Genomic DNA, 21,439 nt, shown 5'->3' on the forward strand with positions numbered 1-21,439 from the left:
GACGGTCGACACCCACAGGTATCGGGCCGCACGGCAATTTCGATCCGATCGATGAACGCGGCGCCCTGGGCCACCGCCCGGGGCGCCGCGTCCATCCCGACTGAGTTCTTCAGAGGGTTCGCAGATGGACACATTCGTGACGTTCACGATCCTGGGTCTCGTCCTGGGTTCGGTGTACGCAATCGCCGCCTCCGGGCTGGTGCTCACCTACAACACGTCCGGCATCTTCAACTTCGCGCACGGCGCGCAGGCGATGCTCGGCGCCTTCCTCTACTGGCAGCTGAAGTACGGCTGGGATCTGCCGACGCCGGTGGCACTGGTCATCACCGTCGGCGTGGCCGGGCCGCTCATGGGCCTGCTGCTGTATGCCCTGATCATGCGCGGTCTCCGTGACACCGCCGAGGTCACCAAGATCGTCGTCACGGTGTCGATCATGCTCGGCATGCTCGCGCTCTCCCAGTGGTTCTGGCATCCCGAGGATCCCCGGACCATGAAGATGTTCTTCGGCGACGAGAGCCGGATCTCGTTCTTCGGCGCCACGATCCACACGCACGAGATCATCTGCCTGGTCGCCGCGGTACTCATCGCCGTCGGCCTGCGCTTCCTGTTCACCCGCACCCGCGTCGGCGTCTCGATGCGCGGTGTCGTCGACGACCCCGACCTGCTGCGCCTCAACGGACACAATCCGGAGCGCATCGCCGCGTTCTCGTGGGCGCTCGGTTCCACCCTGGCCGTCCTCGCGGGCATCCTGGTCACCCCGATCAGCGGTGGCACCCTCGAGGCGAACATGCTGACCCTGCTCGTGATCGACGCGTTCGCCGCCGCCATGTTCGGCCGCCTGCGCAGCATCCCGCGCACGTTCGTCGGCGCAGTCGTCCTCGGCCTCGCCGGCACCTACGTGCTCGGCTACTTCCCGGCCGAATGGACGTGGACGTCCAACCTCCGCGTCTCGCTCCCGATGATCGCGCTGTTCGTCGTCCTCATCGTGCTGCCGCAGGACCGTCTGCGTGGTGCGGCCGTCCGCACCCGTGAGCGCTACTCGGTCCCGTCGGTCCGCAAGGCCGTCGCCTGGGGCGTCGCGCTGATCGTGATCGTCTACCTGATCCGCCTGCTCATGGTCGAGTCCGCGATCACCACCCTCACCCTGGGTGTCTCGTTCGCGATCATCGCGCTGTCGCTGACCCTGCTCACCGGGTACGCCGGCGAGATGAACCTGGCGTCGGTGTCGTTCGGCGCCATCTCCACGATCGTCGCGTTCCACTTCGGCATCTCCGGAACCGGCCTGGCGGCCCGCCTGAACATCTGGGGCCTGATCTTCGGAACGCTCGCGGCCGCGGTCATCGGCGGTCTGGTCGCCCTGCCGGCGCTGCGCCTGCGCGGCCTCTACCTGGCGCTCGCCACGATGGCCTTCGGCGTGTTCCTCAGCAACATGGTGCTGCGCGACACCACCGAGCACGAACTGTTCGGCGTCAAGTTCTCGATCTTCACCGGCGGCTCCCTGGTGATCCCACCGATCAAGATCGGACCGCTGGACCTGAGCAACCAGACGGCCTTCCTCATGACGGCCACCTCGCTCTTCGTGGTGCTGGCCATCGGCGTCATCGCCCTGCGCAACAGCGGTTACGGCCGCCGCCTCGCCGCGATGAAGGACAGCCCCGCCGCATCGGCGATGCTCGGACAGAACCTCGTCAAGCTCAAGCTCAGCGTGTTCATGCTCTCGGCCGGCATCGCCGGACTCGGCGGCATCCTGATGTCGAGCGCGATCGGAGCGGTCTCGAACGAGAACTTCTCGATCATGATCAGCCTCACGATCCTCATGCTCACCGTCGTCGCGGGTATCGGCTACGTCACCGGCGCGTTCTTCGGCGGCCTCATGGCCGGCGTCGGCTTCGCGGTGATCATGGTGTCGTTCAACAACCTGGCGTCGGCGCAGCCCGAACTCGAGGGGCTGTGGACGTTCATGGGTCATCTGGCCGCCGTCAGCCCCGCCCTGATCGGTATGGGAGTCGGCAAGAACCCGTCCGGCTCGGTGCACGACGTCATCGAGGGCTACCGCCGCCTGCGGGGCGCCAAGCCGGTGCTGATCGGTGGTGCCGCCGTCGTGGCGCTGGCCTACGTCCTCGCGCTCACCGGGGTCCTCGGCAACTGGTGGTTCGCGACGATCACGATCGTCACGGTGTTCATGCTCCCGGTCGTCGGACAGATGGTCATGCCGGAAGCGGTGCTGGGCAAGGAGACGGCCGAGGCCGCGAAGGGCACCCCACCGGAGGAGATCGGCATCGACGAGCCGTACACCGAGGAGGGCCTCGCGGCCCTCGACCGCGAACTCGGGCTGCCCGCCGCCGTCACCGCGCACACCGCGGCCGCGACGGAGCAGTTCGCCGGAAAGCCCAAGGAGCTGAGTGTCCATGCCTGACACCCCCATCCTCGAAACCCGCGGGATCACCGTCCGGTTCGGCGGCCACGTCGCGGTCAACGACGTGAGCATCACCGTCGAGCGCGGCGCGATCACCGGACTGATCGGACCGAACGGCGCCGGCAAGACGACGCTGTTCAACACGATCACCGGCCTCCAGAAGCCGGCGTCGGGCAAGATCCTGCTCGACGGCCAGGACGTCACGCGGCTCACGCCCGCCAAGCGGGCGAACAAGGGTCTGGCCCGCACCTTCCAGCGACTCGAGCTGTTCCTGTCGCTGTCGGTGCGGGACAACATCCGCGTCGCCGGGGACATCCACCGGGCGAACACCCGCAGCAGGATCGACGTGGACGCGGAGACCGATCGCATCCTCGAGCTGACGAAGCTCACCGATGTCGCGGACAAGGACGTCTCCGACATCCCGACCGGGCGGGCCCGTGTCGTCGAGGCGGCACGAGCCCTGATGACGTCGCCGCGGCTGCTGCTGCTCGACGAGCCGGCGTCCGGTCAGACCGAGCAGGAGACCGAGGACTTCGCGGAACTGCTGCAGCAACTCGCTGCGGACGGCCTCGCGATCTGCCTCGTCGAGCACGACATCCCGCTGGTGATGAAGCTGTGCAAGCAGATTCACGTGCTCGACTACGGCGCGGTCCTCGCGTCGGGCGGCCCGGATCAGGTCCGCGACGACCCGGCGGTGATCGCCGCCTACATCGGCACCGCAGAGGAGGCAGTGTGATGGCTGTGATGTCGACAGCGACCACGAACGTCACGGAGACGCCGGACGGGCCCACCCCGCTGCTCGAATTGGCCGGGGTCCGAGCGGGTTACGGCCCCATCGAGGTCCTGCACGGAGTGGACCTGGCGCTGGAGCCGGGCACCGTGATGGCCCTGCTCGGGCCCAACGGCGGCGGCAAGACCAGCACGCTGAAGATCTGCTCGGGCATCCTGCCGGTCACCGACGGTGAGCTGCGCATGGCCGGTCGGGTCGTCAACGGCGCGGAGGCGTCGGATCTCGCGAAGCTCGGCGTGTGCTCGATCCCCGAGGGGCGCGGCATCTTCGCCAACCTGACGGTGCACGAGAACCTCTGGGTCGCCACCGGAACGGGATCGAACCTCGCGAAGCTCGAGGAGATCGCGTACACCCGGTTCCCGATCCTCGGCAAGCGCAAGAACCAGCTCGCCGGCTCCATGTCCGGTGGCGAGCAGCAGATGCTCGCGCTGTCCCGGGCCCTCGGCACCGACCCGACCCTGCTGCTGCTCGACGAGCTGTCGATGGGTCTGGCCCCGCGGATCGTCTCCCAGATGTACGACATCGTCGGCCAGTTGGTCGAGGAGGGGCTGACCATCCTGGTGGCCGAGCAGTTCGCCCGCGCCGTGCTGCCGATCGCCGATCGCGCAGCACTCATGCTCCACGGACGAGTGGTCCGCGTCGGGGCGCCCGACGAAATCGAGAACGAACTTTCCAACAGCTACCTAGGAGGATGACGATGACCACTCTCGCAGACGAGCGTCGCGCCCAGTTCAAGACCGACGTCGCCGAGCTCAAGCTCAAGACGGGCCAGTCCCGCGGTGACGGAGCGGCCCGCATCGCCGGCCTGATCCTGATGATCGTCGGTGCCGTCGCGGCATTCGTCGTCTACATCTCGTCCCTGACCCTGAACGATCTGCGCGACATCACGTCCTACCAGATCCTGGCCACCGCGTTCCTCGCGGTGACCGTGATCGGGGCGGCGCTGTACCTCGCCGGCGCGGTCGCCAAGGTGCTGCGTCTGTGGCTGCTGCGTCAGCTGCACGAGGGCCAGGCGCAGGCCGACCAGATCGCGGCCGCGCTGTCCAAGTAGGCGCGGTCAGCGCAGGTCGCGGCGGATCGGATGGTCCTCCGGGATCTGCACCAGCACGATCGGGACGTCGTCCGGGTCGGCGATCCACATCTCGTGCAGTCCCCACGGTTCCTTGCGGGCCTCCCGGACGATCGGCACCTCGGCCCGGATCAGCTCGGCCTGTGCGTCCGCCAGGTTCCGCACCTGCAGCCACAGCGCACCCGAGAAGCGCGACTCCAGTTCGGTGCCGCCGTGCGCGGTCACCTCGACCAGCCCCTGCCCGGCGAAGAACACGGTGCCCCCGGGGTATTCGCGCGCGATCGCCAACCCGAGAACGTCACGGTAGAACGACAACGTCACCTCGTAGTCCCGGGGGCGCAGAATCGTCCTGCTGCTGAGTATCTCCACGTTTCGCTCTCCTCCTGCGTCACACCCGCGGTGTCACTGTTCCGGGGCGGGCCGCGCCTCGTGGCCCGCACGGCCCGGGGTACGTCGGGCTTCCTTCATCTCGGCCTCGTACAGGTGTCGTCGCCCGCAGAGCAGTGTTTCGCGGACCGCCTTCTCGTGTTCGCGGAACTCGGACCAGTACCCGTCGTCGAACTCCTCGACGACCTGGAAGGTCCACCGGCCCTCGAGCACGTTGCGCCCCACCATGGCAGTGTCCAACCGCTCCGCACTCGCCGGATGCCCGGACGCGATCAGCATCTCCACCGCCTCACCGAGTTGCCGGTCGGCCCGTCCCATCAACTGGTGGAACGCGTACAGGTGGCCGCGGGCCTGCTCGACGGTCTCGAGGGCCTCGGACAACTTGCCCACCGCCTCGACGGTGGCGTCGGTGACTCCCTCCGGGCGGCGATGCTCCGGTGCGGGCTGCTCGCGGTCGACGGTCATGGATCAAGTGTGCCCGGTGGTGTACTCGTGCTGTCAGCCGTTCGCGCGAAGCAGGCGCGTCCCCGGGTGTCGACCGGGACCGGCTCCTGCCCGGGCGTTGTCGAAGCGGTCGCGGTGCATCTCCGTCGGCGACCCGCCGGCATCCGTCACGACCGCCGCCCGTGCGCGACGAACCAGTCGCGGGCGTGATCGGCGACGATTTCCAGGGTGCCGGGCTCCTCGAACAGGTGCGTCGCGCCGGGCACGACCACGACTTCGTGCTCGCACTCGAGCAGCCTCGCGGCCTGCCGGTTCAGTTCGATCACCGCGGTGTCGAGGGAGCCGACGAGCAGCAGCGTCGGCGCCCGCACCATCGACAGGCGCGCGCCGGCCAGGTCGGGTCGGCCACCGCGGGACACGATCGCGGAGATGTCGGCATCCCGTTCCGCGGCCGCGTGCAGGGCGGCCCCGGCACCCGTGCTCGCCCCGAAGTACGCGATCGCCGGTGCCCGCTCCCGCAGTTGCGCGGTGACCTCGGTGAGCCGCGCCGACAGCAGCGGGATGTCGAACACCAGCCGACGGTCCCCCTCCTCGTCCGGCGCGAGCAGGTCGAACAGCAGCGTGCCCAGGCCGACGTCCTGCAGCAGTTCGGCCACGAAGCGGTTGCGCGGACTGAACCGGCCGCTGCCGCTGCCGTGCGCGAACACGACCACCGGCAGGTCGCCGGCCGGATCGGTCAGCGCGCCGGACAGGTGGACGCCGTCGACCGCGAACTTCGTCTCGGTGCTCACCTGTCCATTGCACACCCGATCGCGGGGTCGCCCAAGCGGAATCGGGTGCCGAGACCGATTTCGCCGCGGGCGGTTCACCCGCCGGCGAGGGCCCGGTCGGCCAGCGCGGCGACGACGGGGGAGAGCGCTTGGGCGTGCTCGACCGTGAGGTGGTTGTCGTCGCGGAACACCAGGTCGTTGCCGACGATCACCGGGCAGCGGTCGGCGGTGCAGAACAGGTCGGTGAGGTCGGCGTACTGCCCGCCGCCGGCGGCGGTGGCCGCGGCCTCCGCGGCGATGCCGGCCGCGTTCATCGCGACCGCCCGTTCCGGCGTGCACGCGGAGGCGTCGTCGAGGTGCGCCGACAGGCACGTCGGCACGACGCCGTGCGGGTCCGGCACCGGTCCGAGAACCAGCACGTTCGACCCGGTGGTCGGAAGCTGCGCCACCATCCGGGTCAGGCTGTCGAGCCATTCCCGGCCGTACATGGTGAAGCCGAAGTCGCCGCCGTACCGGCGGGACATGCCGAGCACGATCAGTCGGGGTCGCTCGGCCTGCAACCGGGCGACCACCTCACCGCGCCACTGCTCGCACTCGGTGTACTCGCGGCCCAGATAGGGGCTGGTCAGCGGCAGGTCCAGCAGCGGGCACGTGACCTTGCCCAGGGTCTCCAGCCGCCAGTGTCGTTGCTCGGCGACCGGTTCGAGCGCCGGACTCCACATCGCGGCGTGCGAGTCGCCGACCAGCGCCACCGTGGTGGCCGAGGCGGTGTCGCCCGACGCGCACTCGTCCTGTCCGACCTCGAGCCACGAACGGACGCAGCCGTCGAGGAACACTTCCGGCTTGCTCGCCGGAGCGTCGGCCAGCGTCGGCGACAGGTTCGACGGGACGGCGCCCAGCCCGGCCGAGGCCGCGACCGCGGCCTGCACCTGCGCGGTCAGCACCTGCACCGCCGCGTCGTTCGGGTCGGCGGTGGCGGCCGGCGGCTGCGGCGCCGCGGTGACCGCCAGAGCCGTGGCCGCGTCCCCGTGACCAACCGGGACCGGGCGCAGCATCAACAGCACCAGGCACGCGCAGACGGCGACCGCGGTGGCGGCGCCGCCGACGGCGAGGCTGCGGGCCGCCGAGCCGCGTAGTGCAGCCGCGAACCGGACGGGGTTCTCCACCAGTCTCAGCGTCAGCACCGCCAGCCCCGCCGCCACCGCCACCGTGATCAGCCGACCGGGCAGCCCGAGGTCGTGGCCGAGGAGCGCAGGGGCGAGGATCAGCAGCGGCCAGTGCCACAGGTACCAGGAGTACGACAGGCGCCCGACCACGCGCATCGGCGACAGCGACAGCGCGCGACCGACACCCGGTCGGGGCGCCGCACAGCCGGCGCCGATCACCAGCGCGGTGCCGAGGACCGGCAACAGCGCTGCCGTGCCGGGGTACGGCGTCGTCGCGCCGAGTCGCACGCAGGCGAGGACGATCAGGGCCAGCCCACCCCACCCGGCGGCGGCCGCCGACGGGGCCGGCAGCCGGCGCCACAGGGGGACGGAGAGCGCGACCAGTCCGCCGAGCGCCAACTCCCAGGCCCGTGACGGCAGCGAGAAGAACGCCCACGGCGGCAGCGTGCGGGTCCAGGACAGCGACACCGCGAACGACGCCGCCGCGACCAGAGCCAGCACCAGCACATACGGCGTCACCGACGGTGCGGTCCGGACGCCGTCGCGTCGCCGCCCGCGACGGACCAGCCAGGCGGTACCGACGATCAGCGCCGGCCACAGCAGGTAGAACTGCTCCTCCACGCCCAGCGACCAGTAGTGCTGGAACGGCGACGGGGAGTCGGCGGCCAGGTAGTCGGTGCCGCGCGCCGCGAACCGGTAGTTCCCGACGTACAGCGCGCTGGCGATGCCGTCGCCGAGATCCTCGCGGGCCTGCAGGGGCGGCAGCAGCATCGCCGCGCCGATCGCGGTGACGACCAGCACGAGGGTTCCGGCCGGCAGCAGTCGGCGGGCCCGCGCGCCGTAGAACCGGGCCATCCGGACCGTGCCGGTGGCCGTCACGTCCCGCCACAGCAGCCCGGTGATGAGGAAACCGGAGACGACGAAGAAGACGTCGACACCGACGAACCCGCCGGCGATCCCGGGCACACCGGCATGGAAGAGGACGACGGCCAGCACCGCGACGGCCCGCAGGCCTTCGATGTCGGGGCGGAAATCCGAATGCTGCGACGCTCCCACGGCGCCCGGCACCTCTCGGTCTGCCGACGGTGAAGTCGGCGGAGGTGACAGGACCGTCGAAGAGCCGAGGCGGCTCGACAATGGCATGCGCGAAATGATGCCCTCGGTGACCGGGGCCACATGCGCGCCACGCCGCTCCGAAAACGGACGTGCCGCGCCCCCGATCGGGGACGCGGCACGGCGAAAACCAGCGCGGCGGCTGGCGGTACGGCTAGTAGTACCAGGGGTACGGCGACCAGTCCGGGTCGCGCTTCTGCAGGAACGAGTCGCGGCCCTCGACGGCCTCGTCGGTCATGTACGCGAGGCGGGTGGCCTCGCCGGCGAACAGCTGCTGGCCCACCAGGCCGTCGTCCTGCAGGTTGAACGCGTACTTGAGCATGCGCTGCGCCTGCGGCGACTTGCCGTTGATCTTGGTGCCCCACTCGATCGCGACGTTCTCGAGCTCGTCGTGGTCGACGACCCGGTTCACCGCGCCCATCCGGTGCATCTCCTCGGCGGTGTAGGTGTCGCCCAGGAAGAAGATCTCGCGGGCGAACTTCTGGCCCACCATCTTCGCGAGGTACGCGCTGCCGTAGCCGCCGTCGAAGCTGCCCACGTCGGCGTCGGTCTGCTTGAAGCGGGCGTGCTCACGGGACGCGAGCGTCAGGTCACACGTGACGTGCAGGCTGTGTCCACCGCCCGCGGCCCAGCCGTTGACGAGCGCGATGACGACCTTCGGCATGAACCGGATCAGGCGCTGCACCTCGAGGATGTGCAGGCGGCCGGCGCGGGCCGGATCGACGGTCTCGGCGGTCTCCCCGGACGCGTACTGGTAGCCGCTGCGGCCGCGGATGCGCTGGTCGCCGCCCGAGCAGAACGCCCAGCCGCCGTCCTTCTCGCTGGGGCCGTTGCCGGTGAGCAGCACGCAGCCGACGTCGGAGGTCATGCGCGCGTGGTCGAGCGTGCGGTACAGCTCGTCGACGGTGTGCGGGCGGAACGCATTTCGCACCTCGGGGCGATCGAACGCGATGCGGACGATGCCCTCGGAGACATGACGGTGGTACGTGATGTCGGTGAGGTCCTCGAAACCGGGGACGGGACGCCAGAGCTGCGGATTGAAGGTCACGGCCCCGAGGATATGCCCCGGCCCCCGGTGTGTCGGGACCACCTCGCTCCGGAAGCCGCACCCCGGCGATACCGTGCAGGCATGAGCGAGTCAGTGCAGTCCGGAGTCCGATCCGGGGACGATGTCCACGAGCACCACGGCGGGTTCCCGGTGTTCACACCGGTGCAGGCCGGACCGAACTTCGCGGAGTTCGTCGAGTCGTTCCGGCGGCTGCAGGACCTCGCGGTGTCGACGCACCTCCCCGACGGCGTTGCGGAGCAGGCGATCGCGCAGGCCGCGGCACTCGCCGACCTGCTGGAGCCGTACCAGGTCGAGGAGGGCCAGCAACCCGCCGGATTCAACTCGGACCTTCCCGGCCGCGGCAGCCTGCTGCTCCTGCCGTGGATCTTCGAGCGGAACGGCGTCGAAGGAGTCATGGGTCGTGGCATGTTCCGCATGTTCCACCGCGGCGGCAACGGTGCCGCGCACGGCGGCACGATCGGGCTGCTGTTCGACGACCTGCTCGGCATGATCGTCCACGAGGCCGGCCACCCGATCGCCCGCACCGGCTACCTGCACGTCAACTACCGCAAGGTCACGCCCATCGAGACGGAACTCGTCATCGAGGGGCGCGTGGACCGCGTCGAGGGCCGCAAGATCTTCTGCACCGCGGAGCTGCGCGACCTGGACGGGGCGGTCCTGGCCGACTGCGAGGCCCTCATGGTGCAGCTGCTGCCGGGCCAGCCGTGAGCCTTCCGCCCCTCGCCGACGTCCTGGCGGGGGCCCGGGTGGTCAGCCTGCCCATGCGGGTTCGCTTCCGTGGCATCACCACTCGCGAGGCGGTGCTGCTCGAGGGCCCGGCCGGGTGGGGCGAGTTCGCGCCGTTCCCGGAGTACGACGACGCCGAGGCCGCGCACTGGCTGCGCGCCGGGCTCGAGGCCGCGTGGCTCGGCCCACCCACGCCGGTGCGCGACCGGGTGCCGATCAACGCGACCGTCCCCGCGATCGGCCCGGAGCAGGTGCCGGAGATCCTCGCGCGGTTCCCCGGCGCCCGCACCGCCAAGGTCAAGGTCGCCGAGAAGGGGCAGAGCCTCGCCGACGACGTCGCGCGGGTGAACGCGGTGCGCGCGCTGATCCCGAACGTCCGGGTCGACGCCAACGGCGGCTGGGACGTCGACGACGCCGTCGCCGCGCTGGCCGCGCTGACGGTCGACGGTCCGCTCGAATACGCCGAACAGCCCTGCGCGAGCGTGCCGGAACTCGTCGAGGTCCGTCGTCGGTCGCCCGGTGTGCCGGTCGCCGCCGACGAGAGCATCCGCCGTGCCGAGGACCCCCTGCGAGTGGTGCGCGCGGGCGGCGCCGACGTCGCGGTGGTGAAGGTGCCGCCGCTGGGCGGTATGCGCCGACTGCTCGCGCTCGCCGACGAACTCGCAGGGTACGGCGTGCCGGTCGTCGTCTCGAGTGCCCTGGACACCGCCGTCGGGATGGGCGCCGGACTCGCCGCGGCCGCAGCGCTTCCCGACCTGCGGCACGCGTGCGGACTGGGCACCGGGGGGCTGTTCGAGGCCGATGTCACGGCCGAACCGCGCACGATGTCCGAGGGCAGTTTGGACGTTCGTCCAGTCGTTCCGGACCCCGCCCGGGTGTCCGAACTCGCCGCCCCGGTCGAGCGCGCCGAGTGGTGGTTCGCGCGGCTGCGTCGCTGTTACGAACTGCTGGTCGTCGGTGGGGGCGCTGAACTCGTATAGTGTCGTGCCCGGCCAGATACGGACCAGTCGATACGGAGGCATTGGAAAGTGGTTGCAGCGCTGAACGACACCCTGTTGGACGAGGCTCGGATGCCCGCGGTTCTCGCGGACGTCGAGGCTCTCGTCGACGCGGAGGTTTCTGACAAGAAGGGTGCGTCAGGACTTGCGCTGAAGGGGGGCTACTCGGCGGTCAAGAAGGTCGGCCCGTCGATCGTGCCGGACGCCATCGAGGGACTGCTGCCGGCGTTCGTCGTGCGCCTCGAGCCGTTCTGGCAGGAGTTCTCGGCGAGCGGTGAGGGCAGCTTCTCGGCGTTCCTGACCGCGCGCAGCGATGCCGCGGCCGACGCCCTGCTGGGCGTCACGGACGAGCGCATCGAGGGCACCGACAAGGGCGCGATCAAGAAGGTCTACTCGACGCTGCGCCCGTCGGCGAAGAAGCACGTCATCGAGGCGCTGCCGCGTCTCGGCGACCTGGTGCAGAAGCACGCGGCCTAGTCGCACACAGCAGTGAGCCCGCCCGGTGATCCGGGCGGGCTCACTGTCTTTCGAGGTCAGTACGCGGCGTGTCCGTGGCGCCAGTATCCGGTGAAGGCGATGTCGGACTTCGGCACCCGCCGATCGTTCACCAGGTGGCGGCGCACGCCCGTCGCGAGATCGCTCTCGCCCGCGACGAACGTGTAGAACGGGCCCTCCGGCAGATCGGCGGCCTGCACCGTCGCGAGGGCGAGTTCGCCGGGCTTGGCCGACGCGTCGTCACGGACCAGCCAGTGCAGTTCGACGTGGTCGCTCACGGCCACGCTCTGCGCGTCGTCGGCGTGCGGGATCTCGATGTACGCGCGCACCCGCAGACCCGGGTCGGCGGACCGGAGGATGCCGACGATCGCGGGCATCGCGCTCTCGTCGCCCACCAGGAGGTGCCAGCGGGCGTCGGGGGTGGGGTTGTAGATCAGGCCCTCGTCCAGCAGGCCCAGCGGATCGCCGGCGGCGCAGGCGTCGGCCCACGCCGACGCCGGGCCGAGGTCGCCGTGCGACGCGAAGTCGATGTCGAGTTCCGGTCCGTCGCCGAAAACTCCTCCGGTGGGTCGGAATTCGCGCACCGTGTAGTTGCGCAGCACCGGCCGGACGTCCTTGGGGATCAGCTTGAACTGGGCGTACCAGAGGTTGCCGGCGGACGTGGGCAGCCGGAAACCGGTCTGCTCCCGATCCGGAATGAACATCCGGAACCACTGGTCGAAACCCATCGGGGTGAAGCCGTGGAGGCCGTCGCCGCCGATCGTCACCCGGACGAAGTTGGCGCCGATCCGCTTGCTGCCCAGCACGTGCGCCGAGATGATCTCGCGCTGTTCGGGTTTGACGAACTTGGAGCGTTTGGCCATGGCATTCCGTCCCGCGAATCCGGTAGTAGTTTAGCCAACCCTAATACGCGAGGGTCTGTCGTGGGTCAGCCAGGGCGGCCCGGGCGGGTGATCCGGCGGACCGGCGGCGTCATGCCCCACTCGTCGCGGCCCAGGCGACTGAGCGGCGCCAGCGCGGTGAACGCGGGCAGGCCGTCGTCGGCGAGCGCCTCCGGCCGCACCGCGACCGTCAGCACGTCGCCCATCACGACGAACGACTCGCCCACCTCGATGATCTGCCGCAGCCGGCACTCGATCGCGACGGGGGAGTCGGCGACCCGCGGCGGGCGCACCCGCTCGCTCGGCTCGCTCGCGATGTCGAGGACCGCGAACTCGTCGGTGCCCGGCTCGTACGGTGCCGAACTGGCATTGACCTTCTCGACCAGCGGTTCGGTCGCGAGGTTGACCACGAACTCGCCCGTCGCCTCGATGTTGCGCAGGCTGTCCTTGCGGGTGACCGACGTGAACTGCACCACCGGCGGGTGCGCGCTCGACACGGTGAAGAAGCTGTACGGCGCCAGATTGGGCACGCCGTCCGCCGACAGCGTCGACACCCACGCGATCGGCCGCGGCACCACCGACGCGGTCAGCACCTTGTAGAAGCGGCCCGAATCGATGTCGGCCGGGTCGAAGATCGTGCGCGTCATGCCGACCATCGTGGCAGCCCCCTCGCGGCACGGCGACCGCAGCGTCTGCCAATCTGGAAGGCGTGAATCCGTCCACAGCACAAGCCACCGCCGTCGTCGACGAACTGATCCGCGGCGGGGTACGTGAGGCCGTGCTCTGCCCGGGTTCGCGCAACGCGCCGCTCGCGTTCGCGCTGCAGGCGGCCGACAACGCGGGACGGATTCGCCTGCACATGCGCATCGACGAGCGCACCGCCGGCTTCCTGGCCATCGGCCTGGCGGTCGCGAGTGGACGCCCCGTCCCGGTCGTGATGACCTCCGGGACCGCGGTCGCGAATCTCGGTCCGGCCGTGCTCGAGGCGAACTACGCGCGCATCCCGCTCGTCGTGCTCAGCGCCAACCGTCCGTACGAGATGCTCGGCACCGGTGCCAACCAGACCGTCGAACAGTTCGGCCTGTTCGGCAGCCAGGTGCGGGCCGCGATCAGCCTCGGCCTCGCCGAGGAGGCCGGCGACGAGTCGCTGCGCGGGATCCGCTTCGACGAGCAGAACAGTCAGTGGCGTTCCGCGGTGTGCCGGGTGCTCGCCGCCGCCCGCGGCACCCGCTCCGGCAACGCCGGTCCCGTCCACTTCGACATCCCGCTGCGCGAGCCGCTCGTGCCCGACGTCCACGCGCAGGGCCCGGTTCCGGAGGGCCGCCCGGACGGCGCGCCGTGGACGACAGCGACGCACGCCACCCTGGACGTGCCGATGGACCTCGACATCACCCCCGACACCGTCGTGATCTCCGGGCACGGCGCCGCCTACCGGCCCGAGCTGGCGGGGCTGCCGACCGTGGCCGAGCCGACCGCGCCGCTGCACGGGCTGCCGCTGCACCCGCTCGCGCTCCCGCAGCTCAAGCCGCGTCAGGCGATCATCACCGGCCGGCCCACACTGCACCGGCCGGTGTCGAAGCTGCTCGCCGACCCGGCCGTCGCGGTGTACGCACTCACCACCGGTCCGCGCTGGCCCGACGTGTCCGGCAACGTCCGCGCCACCGGCACCCGGGCCGTGGTGTCCGGCGAGCCCGACCCGGCGTGGCTGGCCCGCTGCCGGCACCTGTCCGAGCACGCCGACAAGGCGGTCCGGTCGCAGCTGGCGGCGCATCCCAAGACCACCGGCCTGCACGTCGCCGCCGCGGTCATGGACGGGCTGTCCGACGGCGACCAGCTGCTGCTGGGCGCGTCCAACCCGGTGCGCGACGCCGCCCTGGTGAGCTACCCGCGCCCCGGCGTGCGGGTGCTGTCGAACCGCGGCGTCGCCGGTATCGACGGCACCGTCTCCAGCGCGGTCGGTGCGGCGCTCGCCTACGAGACGGAGGGTCGCACCGTCGCGCTGCTCGGCGACCTGACGTTCCTGCACGACGCGTCGGGCCTGCTCATCGGGACCGGCGAACCGCGCCCGAAGGACCTCACGATCGTCGTCGCCAACGACGACGGCGGCGGCATCTTCGAACTGCTCGAGCAGGGCGACCCGCAGTACGCGGGCGTGTTCGAGCGCGTCTTCGGTACGCCGCACGGGATGGACCTGGCCGCGCTGTGCGCCGCGTACCGCGTCCCGCACGCCCACGTCACCCTGTCCGGGCTCACCGCCGCGCTCACCGTCCCGGCCGAGGGCATCCGCGTGCTCGAGGTGGCCACCGAACGGTCCGGTCTGCGCGAGTTGCACGCCGCCGTGCGGGCACAGCTGTGAGTCCCCGCGTCGCGCACCGGACGCTGGTCGGCGTCGTCGTCGCTGCGGTCGGCATCTCGGTGCTGGCCGTCCTGCTCGTGCTCGCGGCGTGGCGCAACGATCGGACCATCGAGTCGGACATGGGCACCGCGACCGCGGAGGTGCTGTCGGCGGGTTCGCTGCGGTCGGCCGTCAGCTTCGTGACCCCCGACGGCATCACCCGCAACCCGAAACTCGGCGTGCTCTATCCGACCAATCTGACCGCCGGCCAGCGCATCGACGTCGAGTACTCGCGTAGCGATCCGGACCTCGTGCGCGTCGCCGGCCGCGACGCGCGGGTCGCCATCGTGCCGGCCGGATCGGTGATCGTCGTGACGTGGCTCGTCGCGCTGCCGGTGCTTCTCGTCCTGCGTCGCCGGGCACGAACCGGCAATTCCGACAATTCCTGAGAAGTTCACTCAGGAAGGGTTTCTATCCTCGATCAATGCGAACTAGTGCGAGAAGCGCCGAACGCGCGGGGATGATGCTGATCGCCGCGTCGGTGATCGTGGTGGCGCTGTACCTGCTGCGCGACGTGAGTGCGGCGATCTACCGCGCGATCGTCCCGCACACCGCCGAACTGCCCGGTGTCGGCCTCATCGCCGACGTCGGGCTTCTCGTGCTCGTGGCGCTGTTCGCGCTCCTCGCCGTGCAGATGTGGCGCACCCGCTCCCCGTTCCTGGGCGACCTGCTGATGGGCGGGTTCGGTGTCGTCGTCGCCTACGCGCTCAGCGAGATGGTCAAGTCGCTCGTCGCCGAGGACCGGCCGTGCCGCACCCAGGTGGCGCTGCCGGACTGCCCGACGGTCGGTGACTGGTCGTTCCCCAGCAACCACACCGTCATCGCGATCGGTCTCGCGACCGCGATCGTGCTCGCGTCGGAGCAGGCGTTGTCGTCGCTGCAGCGGGGCCTCGTGATCGCGCTCGCCGTGCTCATCGGCGCGACCCGCGTCCTGCAGGGCGTCCACTATCCGCACGACGTCCTCGCCGGCGCGGTCGTCGGGTCGTCCGTCACGATCGCCGTCGTCGTGATGCTCGTGCCGTGGGCCCGAGGCAAGGCCCGCGCCCTGGGTCGGCGCGCGTCCGGGTCGGCGCGCCCGGCTCCGGACAGCCCGCCCGTGGACAGCCCGGCCGCGGACGGCCCGGCAGCAGACATCGAGGCGTGAGCCGGTTGGTAGCGTCTTCGACCGTGGCAGAAACACACGGATCGCGGGCCTCGCTCGAGAAGGATCCGCACGAGGTCGCGTCCATGTTCGACGGCGTCGCCAAGCGGTACGACCTGACGAACACCGTCCTGTCCTTCGGCCAGGACCGCAGTTGGCGGAAGGCGACCCGCGCCGCCCTCGACCTGAAGCCGGGGGAGCGGGTCCTCGACCTCGCCGCCGGGACCGGCGTCTCCACCGTCGAACTCGGCCGCTCCGGCGCCTGGGTGGTGGCCACCGACTTCTCCAAGGGCATGCTCCAGGCCGGCGTCGGCCGCAACGTCCCGATGGTCGCCGGCGATGCGATGCACCTGCCCTACGCCGACGGCGTGTTCGACGCCGCCACCATCTCCTTCGGCCTGCGCAACGTCTCCGACTTCGACGCCGGTCTGCGCGAGATCGCCCGGGTCACCAAGCCCGGCGGACGCCTCGTCGTGAGCGAGTTCTCCACCCCGGTGTTCGGGCCGTTCCGCAAGATCTACATGGAGTACCTGATGAAGGCGCTCCCGCAGGTCGCCCGCGCGGTCAGCAGCAATCCCGACGCCTACGTCTACCTCGCCGAGTCGATCCGCGCGTGGCCCGCGCAGGAGGACCTCGCCAAGCGCATCGAGGCCGCCGGCTGGAGGAACGTGCAGTGGCGCAATCTCACCGGGGGCGTCGTCGCGCTGCACCGCGCCGTTCGGTGAGTTCGCCCACGATCACGCGGTGAGGCGACGCACACCGCTCAGCTGAACGGCGGCCGCGAATCGAGCCGCAGCGACGCCCCGCCGGACGTCCGCCACGCGCGGGCGACGGCGTCGGTGTCCTCGTCGGTGACGAGGTTGCCCATCACCCGCACCGCGACCGTCATCATCGCGCGCGAGCGCATCGCGACCGGGCCCGACGCCGGCAGGAACCGCGCGAGGGTCAGCAGCCCCGCCAGCCGGCGCGCGATCGAGAACGCGCGGCCGTAGCGGTCCCGCAGGATCGCCGGCCACACGTCGGTGAGGTCGGCGTCGTCGAGCACCCGGGCCACCAGGCGCCCGCCCTCGAGCCCGTAGTCGATGCCCTCGCCGTTGAGCGGATTCACGCACGCCGCCGCGTCACCGATCAGCGCCCAGTTGCGGCCCGCGACGTTCGAGACGGCACCACCCATCGGCAGCAGCGCCGACGCCACCGAGTGCACCGCGCCGTCCAGCTGCCATTCGGCGCGCCGCTGCGCGACGTACAGGTCGAGCAGCGGCCGCAGCGCACCCGGCGCCGGCCGCTTGGCGGTCGCGAGCGTGCCGACGCCGATGTTCACCTCGCCGGTCCCGAGCGGGAACACCCAGCCGTAGCCGGGCTGCAGCGCGCCGGTGTCGTCGCGCAGCTCCAGGTGTGACGTGATCCACGGGTCGTCGCTGCGACCCGACGGTGCGTACGCGCGGGCGGCGACCCCGTACGCGGTGTCGCGATGCCACTCGCGGCCCAGCTGCTTGCCGAGCGTCGACCGGACACCGTCGGCGACGATCAGCTTCTCGCACGCGACCGTCTGCGTCCCGGCGGCCGTCTTCAGCGTCACCGCCCGCACCCGGTCGCCGTCCAGCTCGACGCCGACGGCCTTGGCGCCCTGCGCCATTCGCGCGCCCGACTCGATCGCGGTGAGACGCAGCCGGTCGTCGAGCTCGGCGCGGGGGACGGCGCTGCCGACGGCCGGCAGCGTCCCGCCCGGCCACGGCAGCTGTAGTTCCCGGCCCCACCCGGTCAGTCGCAGGCCCCGGTTGACGGTGCGCTCGCGGATCCAGTCGCCCAGGCCCAGGTGGTCGAGTTCGGCGACCGCCCGCGGCGTCAGCCCGTCCCCGCACGTCTTGTCCCGGGGAAACGTCGACGCGTCGACGAGCAGGACGTCGCGGCCGTCGCGCGCGGCCCACGCCGCTGCCGCGGAACCGGCCGGACCAGCACCGACTACCAGTACTTCCGTGCTCGAGGGGAGATTCGGGGCATCGTTGGACCCTGCGGTCGGAAAATTGTCGGCCACCACCCCAGTATCTTCTCAGGCTGAGGGACGGCAACGCGGTGAGGGCAGGTTCGGTCCCGGCCGGTGATACCGCTAGGTTCACTACCGTGGTTACCGAGGCGTCACCGACTACAGGAATGAGTACTGACATCGTGAGCACTGAGGAGTCGAGGACTGTCGTCGCCGGGGTCGATCTCGGCGACCAGCAGCTCGCGGACGTCGTGCGCGACGGGCTCGCCCGCGTCGAGGAGCTTCTGGTCAGCGAGCTGTCCGACGGTGAGGACTTCCTCACCGAGGCGGCGCTGCACCTCGCCAAGGCCGGCGGTAAGCGGTTCCGTCCGCTGTTCACCGTCCTGACCGCGCAGCTCGGGCCCAAGGGCTCCGACCCGGCCGTCGTCACGGCGGCCACCGTCGTCGAGCTCGTGCACCTGGCGACGCTGTACCACGACGACGTCATGGACGAGGCGGCGATGCGGCGCGGTGCCCCGAGCGCGAACGCCCGGTGGGGCAACAGCATCGCGATCCTCGCCGGCGACTACCTGTTCGCGCACGCGTCGCGCCTGGTGTCGACGCTCGGCCCCGAGGCCGTCCGGATCATCGCCGAGACGTTCGCGGAGCTGGTCACCGGCCAGATGCGCGAGACGATCGGTGCGCGCGAACACCAGGACCCGGTCGAGCACTACCTCAAGGTCGTGTGGGAGAAGACCGGTTCGCTGATCGCGGCCAGCGGACGCTTCGGCGGCACCTTCTCCGGCGCCGACGCCGACCAGATCGCGCGCCTCGAGCGCCTCGGCGACGCCGTCGGCACCGCGTTCCAGATCGCCGACGACATCATCGACATCTCGTCGGCGTCCGAGCAGTCCGGCAAGACTCCGGGCACCGACCTGCGCGAGGGTGTCCACACGCTGCCCGTCCTGTACGCGCTGCGCGAGGAGGGGGCCGACGCCGATCGCCTCCGCGAGCTGCTGGCCGGACCCGTCACCGACGACGCCGACGTCGCCGAGGCCCTGGCGCTGCTCGAGCGCTCGCCGGGCATGGCCGCGGCCAAGGCGAAGCTCGGCGAGTACGCCGACCGGGCGCGCACCGAACTCGCACAGCTGCCGCAGGGCCCGGCCAACGAGGCGCTGGTGCGACTCGTCGGGTACACCGTCGAACGCGTCGGCTGACCACTCGCTGAAGTAGCCTTCACACCAGCCCGGGAACCCTGTTCCCGGGCTGGTTCGTTGTCTTGGAAGGAGCCGTCCCGGGTCCAGGCGACGGCGAATAGGGAAGAGGCGAGTCGTGCACGGTTACGCGAACGGTGCCAAGACGTTCGGCCTACTGGTCGGAATGTCGGCGTTGATCATCTTCATCGGGTCGTTGTTCCAGAACCGAAGCATCCTGATCTTCTCGATCTTCCTGGCCGTGGCGACCAACGCGTGGGCGTACTTCAACAGCGACAAGCTCGCGCTGCGCGCGATGCACGCCCAGCCCATCACCGAGGTGCAGGCACCGGTCATCTACAAGATCGTTCGTGAGCTCGCGACCGCGGCGCACCAGCCGATGCCCCGGCTCTACATCAGCCCCACCGCGGCACCCAACGCGTTCGCGACCGGCCGCAACCCCCGGCACGCGGCCGTGTGCTGCACCAGCGGCATCCTCGACATCCTCGACGAGCGGGAACTGCGGGCCGTGCTCGGCCACGAACTGTCCCACGTCTACAACCGCGACATCCTGATCTCGTCCGTGGCCGGCGCGATGGCCGCGGTCATCTCCGGCCTGGCGAACATGGCGATCTTCGCGAACATGTTCGGCGGTCGCGGCAACGGTCAGGGTGCCAATCCGATTGCGCTGCTTCTGGTTTCGCTGCTGGGGCCGATCGCGGCCACCGTCGTCAAGCTCGCGGTGTCCCGCTCGCGGGAGTACCAGGCCGATCAGTCCGGGGCCGAGCTGACGGGTGATCCGCTGGCCCTCGCGTCGGCGCTGCGCAAGCTCGAGCGCGGCACGCAGGCCGCGCCGCTGCCGCCGGAACCGAAGATCGCGGCGCAGTCGCACATGATGATCGCCAACCCGTTCCGCGCCGGCGACCGGGTCAGCAAGATGTTCTCCACCCACCCGCCGATGGCCGACCGCATCGCGCGTCTCGAGCGGATGGCCGGTGGCGGCCCGTCCGACGGCGGTCTCCCGCCCACCTACCGTGAGCACTGAGGCGGCGGAGTGATGCGGCACCCACAGTGGCGCACGAGGAAACTCCGGTCGGATGTGGGTCCGGACCGGTCACATCCGAACGGAGATTCCCTTCACATCAGGTCATATCCGGCCCGTCAGCTGGTGGGACGAGCGACGCTGAACACGTGCTCGAAATTCGCCGTGTACTCGTCGACCATGGCCGGCTGGTGCAGCGTGAGGGTCGCTTCGTCGTTGCGGCGCAGCGACGTGTGATTCCAGTTCTGGGAACCGGTCGTCACCCATCCTGTTGCGGTGCCCGAACTGCCGAGGTCGGCACTGCCGAGTCCGACACTGCCGTGGTCGACGACCATGTACTTCGAGTGCACGCGGCCGGGCAGTTCCGAGTCGTTCAGTGTGCGGACCTCGATGGACGGCTCGGCGGCGAGTCGCGCCGCACCCTCGGTCCCGATCGTGCCGTGGACGATCCGGACGTCGCAGCCTTCCCTGGACAACGCCACCAGTCTGTCGACGATGTCCACTCGGGTGTCGTCCATTTCCGACATCGCGACACCGATACGCGTCGACGAACCGCAGGTCAGTCCTGCCAGTTGATCGAGGACCGGGTCGCCCTCGGGGACCGGCGAGAAGTACACCTCGACCGGGCCGCCGGGCATGTCGGTGTGGATCCTGCCGAGCGTCGCCTCGGTGCGTGATTCGGCGGCCAGTTCCGTGAAGTAGCGGCCGTACGTCTCGAACAGTCGGTCGTTCCCGTCGAGCACTACCGCGTTGTTCCAGTAGGTCCTGGAGTTGACGTCGGTCAGGTTGGACGACGACTGCATGACGACGTTCCGTTTGCCGCCGGTCTCACCGAAGAGGGCGAACTTGTTGTGGTTCCCCTTCGTGCCCAAGCACGAGGACGTGTTGCCTTCGGGGGAGACGTTGCTGCACACGTGCAGCCATGACGGCTGGTTCTTGTCAGTACCCAGCGCCTGCAGAATCCTCTGGGCCGGGGGCTTGTCGTCCTGCCAGCCGTCGAGCACCATCTGGATGTCGACGCCGCGCCGCTGCGCGTCGATGATCACGTCCGCGAAGTCGTCGCCGACAGTTCCGCTGACGACGAAGTGGGCGATGCGGATCTGTGAGCCCGCCGGGGCCTGCCTGATGAGCGAACACAACTCGGCCATGATCGCCGCCGGGTCGCCGGACACCGGATCGTTGAAGACAGCTTTGGTCTGCACCGGGGTGGTGTCGGACAAGGTGCACGCCTTCATCGGATCCACGGGCTGGCCCGTCCCAGGGGCGAGGGATCCGAGGCCGGCAGCCGCGGCGGTGGCACCGCCAGAAGCCAGGAGAATTGTCGCGATACCCACGGTGGCCAGGAGCTTCGATGACCTGATCAAGAGCTGTTCCTTCGAAA

The 21,439-nt window shown here is 70.4% G+C and carries 22 protein-coding genes; 13 read left to right on the plus strand and 9 right to left on the minus strand.

Annotation, left to right across the window (positions count from 1 at the left end):
* The first annotated feature begins 124 nt into the window (after positions 1-124).
* The 4 genes from EGT67_RS08250 to EGT67_RS08265 are packed head-to-tail and all read left to right on the plus strand — an operon-like array spanning position 125 to position 4,257.
* Positions 125-2,416, plus strand: a complete 2,292-nt coding sequence (locus EGT67_RS08250; protein ID WP_127915577.1) for an ABC transporter permease — start codon at positions 125-127, stop codon at positions 2,414-2,416.
* Positions 2,409-3,152, plus strand: a complete 744-nt coding sequence (locus EGT67_RS08255) for an ABC transporter ATP-binding protein (protein ID WP_127915578.1) — start codon at positions 2,409-2,411, stop codon at positions 3,150-3,152. The genes EGT67_RS08250 and EGT67_RS08255 overlap by 8 nt, the downstream gene beginning before the upstream one ends.
* An 8-nt stretch (positions 3,153-3,160) precedes the next feature.
* Complete coding sequence (locus EGT67_RS08260; protein WP_127915715.1) at positions 3,161-3,901, plus strand: ABC transporter ATP-binding protein; 741 nt, start codon at positions 3,161-3,163, stop codon at positions 3,899-3,901.
* Positions 3,902-3,903: 2 nt separating this feature from the next.
* Positions 3,904-4,257, plus strand: coding sequence for a hypothetical protein (locus EGT67_RS08265; RefSeq protein WP_127915579.1), 354 nt, complete (start codon positions 3,904-3,906; stop codon positions 4,255-4,257).
* A 6-nt stretch (positions 4,258-4,263) separates the two neighbouring features.
* Here the strand turns inward: EGT67_RS08265 and EGT67_RS08270 are convergent, their stop codons facing one another.
* The 5 genes from EGT67_RS08270 to EGT67_RS08290 form a co-directional block, all read right to left on the minus strand.
* Positions 4,264-4,644 carry a VOC family protein gene (locus EGT67_RS08270; protein ID WP_127915580.1) on the minus strand — a complete coding sequence of 127 codons (381 nt, stop codon included), beginning with the start codon at positions 4,642-4,644 and terminating at the stop codon, positions 4,264-4,266.
* A 33-nt stretch (positions 4,645-4,677) separates the two neighbouring features.
* Positions 4,678-5,127, minus strand: a complete 450-nt coding sequence (locus EGT67_RS08275; RefSeq protein WP_127915581.1) for a hypothetical protein — start codon at positions 5,125-5,127, stop codon at positions 4,678-4,680.
* 146 nt (positions 5,128-5,273) lie between these two features.
* Positions 5,274-5,897 carry a dienelactone hydrolase family protein gene (locus tag EGT67_RS08280; RefSeq protein ID WP_127915582.1) on the minus strand — a complete coding sequence of 208 codons (624 nt, stop codon included), beginning with the start codon at positions 5,895-5,897 and terminating at the stop codon, positions 5,274-5,276.
* A 74-nt stretch (positions 5,898-5,971) separates the two neighbouring features.
* Positions 5,972-8,185, minus strand: coding sequence for an acyltransferase family protein (locus EGT67_RS08285; RefSeq protein ID WP_127915583.1), 2,214 nt, complete (start codon positions 8,183-8,185; stop codon positions 5,972-5,974).
* A gap of 124 nt (positions 8,186-8,309) precedes the next feature.
* Positions 8,310-9,203: a 1,4-dihydroxy-2-naphthoyl-CoA synthase gene (locus EGT67_RS08290; protein WP_127915584.1), complete on the minus strand. Its 894-nt coding sequence runs from the start codon at positions 9,201-9,203 to the stop codon at positions 8,310-8,312.
* 81 nt (positions 9,204-9,284) lie between these two features.
* On the opposite strand from EGT67_RS08290, the gene EGT67_RS08295 reads away from it, so the two are divergent.
* The 3 genes from EGT67_RS08295 to EGT67_RS08305 are packed head-to-tail and all read left to right on the plus strand — an operon-like array spanning position 9,285 to position 11,425.
* The gene (locus EGT67_RS08295) at positions 9,285-9,932 is read left to right on the plus strand and encodes a PaaI family thioesterase (protein WP_127915585.1); all 648 of its coding nucleotides are present in this window, start codon (positions 9,285-9,287) and stop codon (positions 9,930-9,932) included.
* On the plus strand, positions 9,929-10,930 hold the full coding sequence (locus EGT67_RS08300) for an o-succinylbenzoate synthase (RefSeq protein ID WP_127915586.1): 1,002 nt from the start codon (positions 9,929-9,931) through the stop codon (positions 10,928-10,930). The genes EGT67_RS08295 and EGT67_RS08300 overlap by 4 nt, the downstream gene beginning before the upstream one ends.
* 48 nt (positions 10,931-10,978) lie before the next feature.
* Positions 10,979-11,425, plus strand: coding sequence for a DUF6918 family protein (locus tag EGT67_RS08305; RefSeq protein ID WP_127915587.1), 447 nt, complete (start codon positions 10,979-10,981; stop codon positions 11,423-11,425).
* Positions 11,426-11,481: 56 nt separating this feature from the next.
* Here EGT67_RS08305 and EGT67_RS08310 read toward each other — a convergent pair whose 3' ends face one another.
* Together EGT67_RS08310 and EGT67_RS08315 are read right to left on the minus strand one after the other, a co-directional pair.
* Positions 11,482-12,306 carry a siderophore-interacting protein gene (locus tag EGT67_RS08310; RefSeq protein ID WP_127915588.1) on the minus strand — a complete coding sequence of 275 codons (825 nt, stop codon included), beginning with the start codon at positions 12,304-12,306 and terminating at the stop codon, positions 11,482-11,484.
* A gap of 65 nt (positions 12,307-12,371) precedes the next feature.
* Positions 12,372-12,971, minus strand: a complete 600-nt coding sequence (locus EGT67_RS08315; protein WP_127915589.1) for a flavin reductase family protein — start codon at positions 12,969-12,971, stop codon at positions 12,372-12,374.
* A gap of 62 nt (positions 12,972-13,033) precedes the next feature.
* On the opposite strand from EGT67_RS08315, the gene menD reads away from it, so the two are divergent.
* The 4 genes from menD to EGT67_RS08335 are packed head-to-tail and all read left to right on the plus strand — an operon-like array spanning position 13,034 to position 16,585.
* Positions 13,034-14,680 (plus strand): 2-succinyl-5-enolpyruvyl-6-hydroxy-3-cyclohexene-1-carboxylic-acid synthase, encoded by a 1,647-nt coding sequence (menD, locus tag EGT67_RS08320; RefSeq protein ID WP_127915590.1) that lies wholly within the window; start codon positions 13,034-13,036, stop codon positions 14,678-14,680.
* Positions 14,677-15,108: a DUF3592 domain-containing protein gene (locus EGT67_RS08325; RefSeq protein WP_127915591.1), complete on the plus strand. Its 432-nt coding sequence runs from the start codon at positions 14,677-14,679 to the stop codon at positions 15,106-15,108. The genes menD and EGT67_RS08325 overlap by 4 nt, the downstream gene beginning before the upstream one ends.
* A gap of 35 nt (positions 15,109-15,143) precedes the next feature.
* Positions 15,144-15,863 carry a phosphatase PAP2 family protein gene (locus tag EGT67_RS08330; protein ID WP_241565939.1) on the plus strand — a complete coding sequence of 240 codons (720 nt, stop codon included), beginning with the start codon at positions 15,144-15,146 and terminating at the stop codon, positions 15,861-15,863.
* Positions 15,864-15,886: 23 nt separating this feature from the next.
* Complete coding sequence (locus EGT67_RS08335; RefSeq protein ID WP_127915592.1) at positions 15,887-16,585, plus strand: demethylmenaquinone methyltransferase; 699 nt, start codon at positions 15,887-15,889, stop codon at positions 16,583-16,585.
* A 38-nt stretch (positions 16,586-16,623) separates the two neighbouring features.
* On the opposite strand, the gene EGT67_RS08340 is transcribed toward EGT67_RS08335, so the two are convergent.
* Complete coding sequence (locus tag EGT67_RS08340) at positions 16,624-17,895, minus strand: geranylgeranyl reductase family protein (RefSeq protein WP_127915593.1); 1,272 nt, start codon at positions 17,893-17,895, stop codon at positions 16,624-16,626.
* 116 nt (positions 17,896-18,011) lie between these two features.
* On the opposite strand from EGT67_RS08340, the gene EGT67_RS08345 reads away from it, so the two are divergent.
* Together EGT67_RS08345 and htpX are read left to right on the plus strand one after the other, a co-directional pair.
* Positions 18,012-19,040 carry a polyprenyl synthetase family protein gene (locus EGT67_RS08345; RefSeq protein ID WP_127915594.1) on the plus strand — a complete coding sequence of 343 codons (1,029 nt, stop codon included), beginning with the start codon at positions 18,012-18,014 and terminating at the stop codon, positions 19,038-19,040.
* A gap of 115 nt (positions 19,041-19,155) precedes the next feature.
* Complete coding sequence (gene htpX / locus EGT67_RS08350; protein WP_127915595.1) at positions 19,156-20,061, plus strand: zinc metalloprotease HtpX; 906 nt, start codon at positions 19,156-19,158, stop codon at positions 20,059-20,061.
* A gap of 116 nt (positions 20,062-20,177) precedes the next feature.
* Here htpX and EGT67_RS08355 read toward each other — a convergent pair whose 3' ends face one another.
* Positions 20,178-21,422 carry a phospholipase D-like domain-containing protein gene (locus tag EGT67_RS08355; protein WP_127915596.1) on the minus strand — a complete coding sequence of 415 codons (1,245 nt, stop codon included), beginning with the start codon at positions 21,420-21,422 and terminating at the stop codon, positions 20,178-20,180.
* Positions 21,423-21,439: the final 17 nt, after the last annotated feature.

Source organism: Prescottella agglutinans, assembly GCF_004011865.1.
GTDB lineage: Bacteria > Actinomycetota > Actinomycetes > Mycobacteriales > Mycobacteriaceae > Prescottella > Prescottella agglutinans.

What these genes read in the sequence shown, in the direction of transcription:
- EGT67_RS08250 (WP_127915577.1), top strand. Translation starts at nt 125, where the DNA reads ATGGACACATTCGTGACGTTCACGATCCTGGGTCTCGTCCTGGGTTCG.
- EGT67_RS08255 (WP_127915578.1), top strand. Translation starts at nt 2,409, where the DNA reads ATGCCTGACACCCCCATCCTCGAAACCCGCGGGATCACCGTCCGGTTC.
- EGT67_RS08260 (WP_127915715.1), top strand. Translation starts at nt 3,161, where the DNA reads ATGTCGACAGCGACCACGAACGTCACGGAGACGCCGGACGGGCCCACC.
- EGT67_RS08265 (WP_127915579.1), top strand. Translation starts at nt 3,904, where the DNA reads ATGACCACTCTCGCAGACGAGCGTCGCGCCCAGTTCAAGACCGACGTC.
- EGT67_RS08275 (WP_127915581.1), bottom strand. Translation starts at nt 5,127, where the DNA reads ATGACCGTCGACCGCGAGCAGCCCGCACCGGAGCATCGCCGCCCGGAG.
- EGT67_RS08285 (WP_127915583.1), bottom strand. Translation starts at nt 8,185, where the DNA reads ATGCCATTGTCGAGCCGCCTCGGCTCTTCGACGGTCCTGTCACCTCCG.
- EGT67_RS08295 (WP_127915585.1), top strand. Translation starts at nt 9,285, where the DNA reads ATGAGCGAGTCAGTGCAGTCCGGAGTCCGATCCGGGGACGATGTCCAC.
- EGT67_RS08310 (WP_127915588.1), bottom strand. Translation starts at nt 12,306, where the DNA reads ATGGCCAAACGCTCCAAGTTCGTCAAACCCGAACAGCGCGAGATCATC.
- EGT67_RS08315 (WP_127915589.1), bottom strand. Translation starts at nt 12,971, where the DNA reads ATGACGCGCACGATCTTCGACCCGGCCGACATCGATTCGGGCCGCTTC.
- EGT67_RS08330 (WP_241565939.1), top strand. Translation starts at nt 15,144, where the DNA reads ATGCGAACTAGTGCGAGAAGCGCCGAACGCGCGGGGATGATGCTGATC.
- EGT67_RS08345 (WP_127915594.1), top strand. Translation starts at nt 18,012, where the DNA reads ATGAGTACTGACATCGTGAGCACTGAGGAGTCGAGGACTGTCGTCGCC.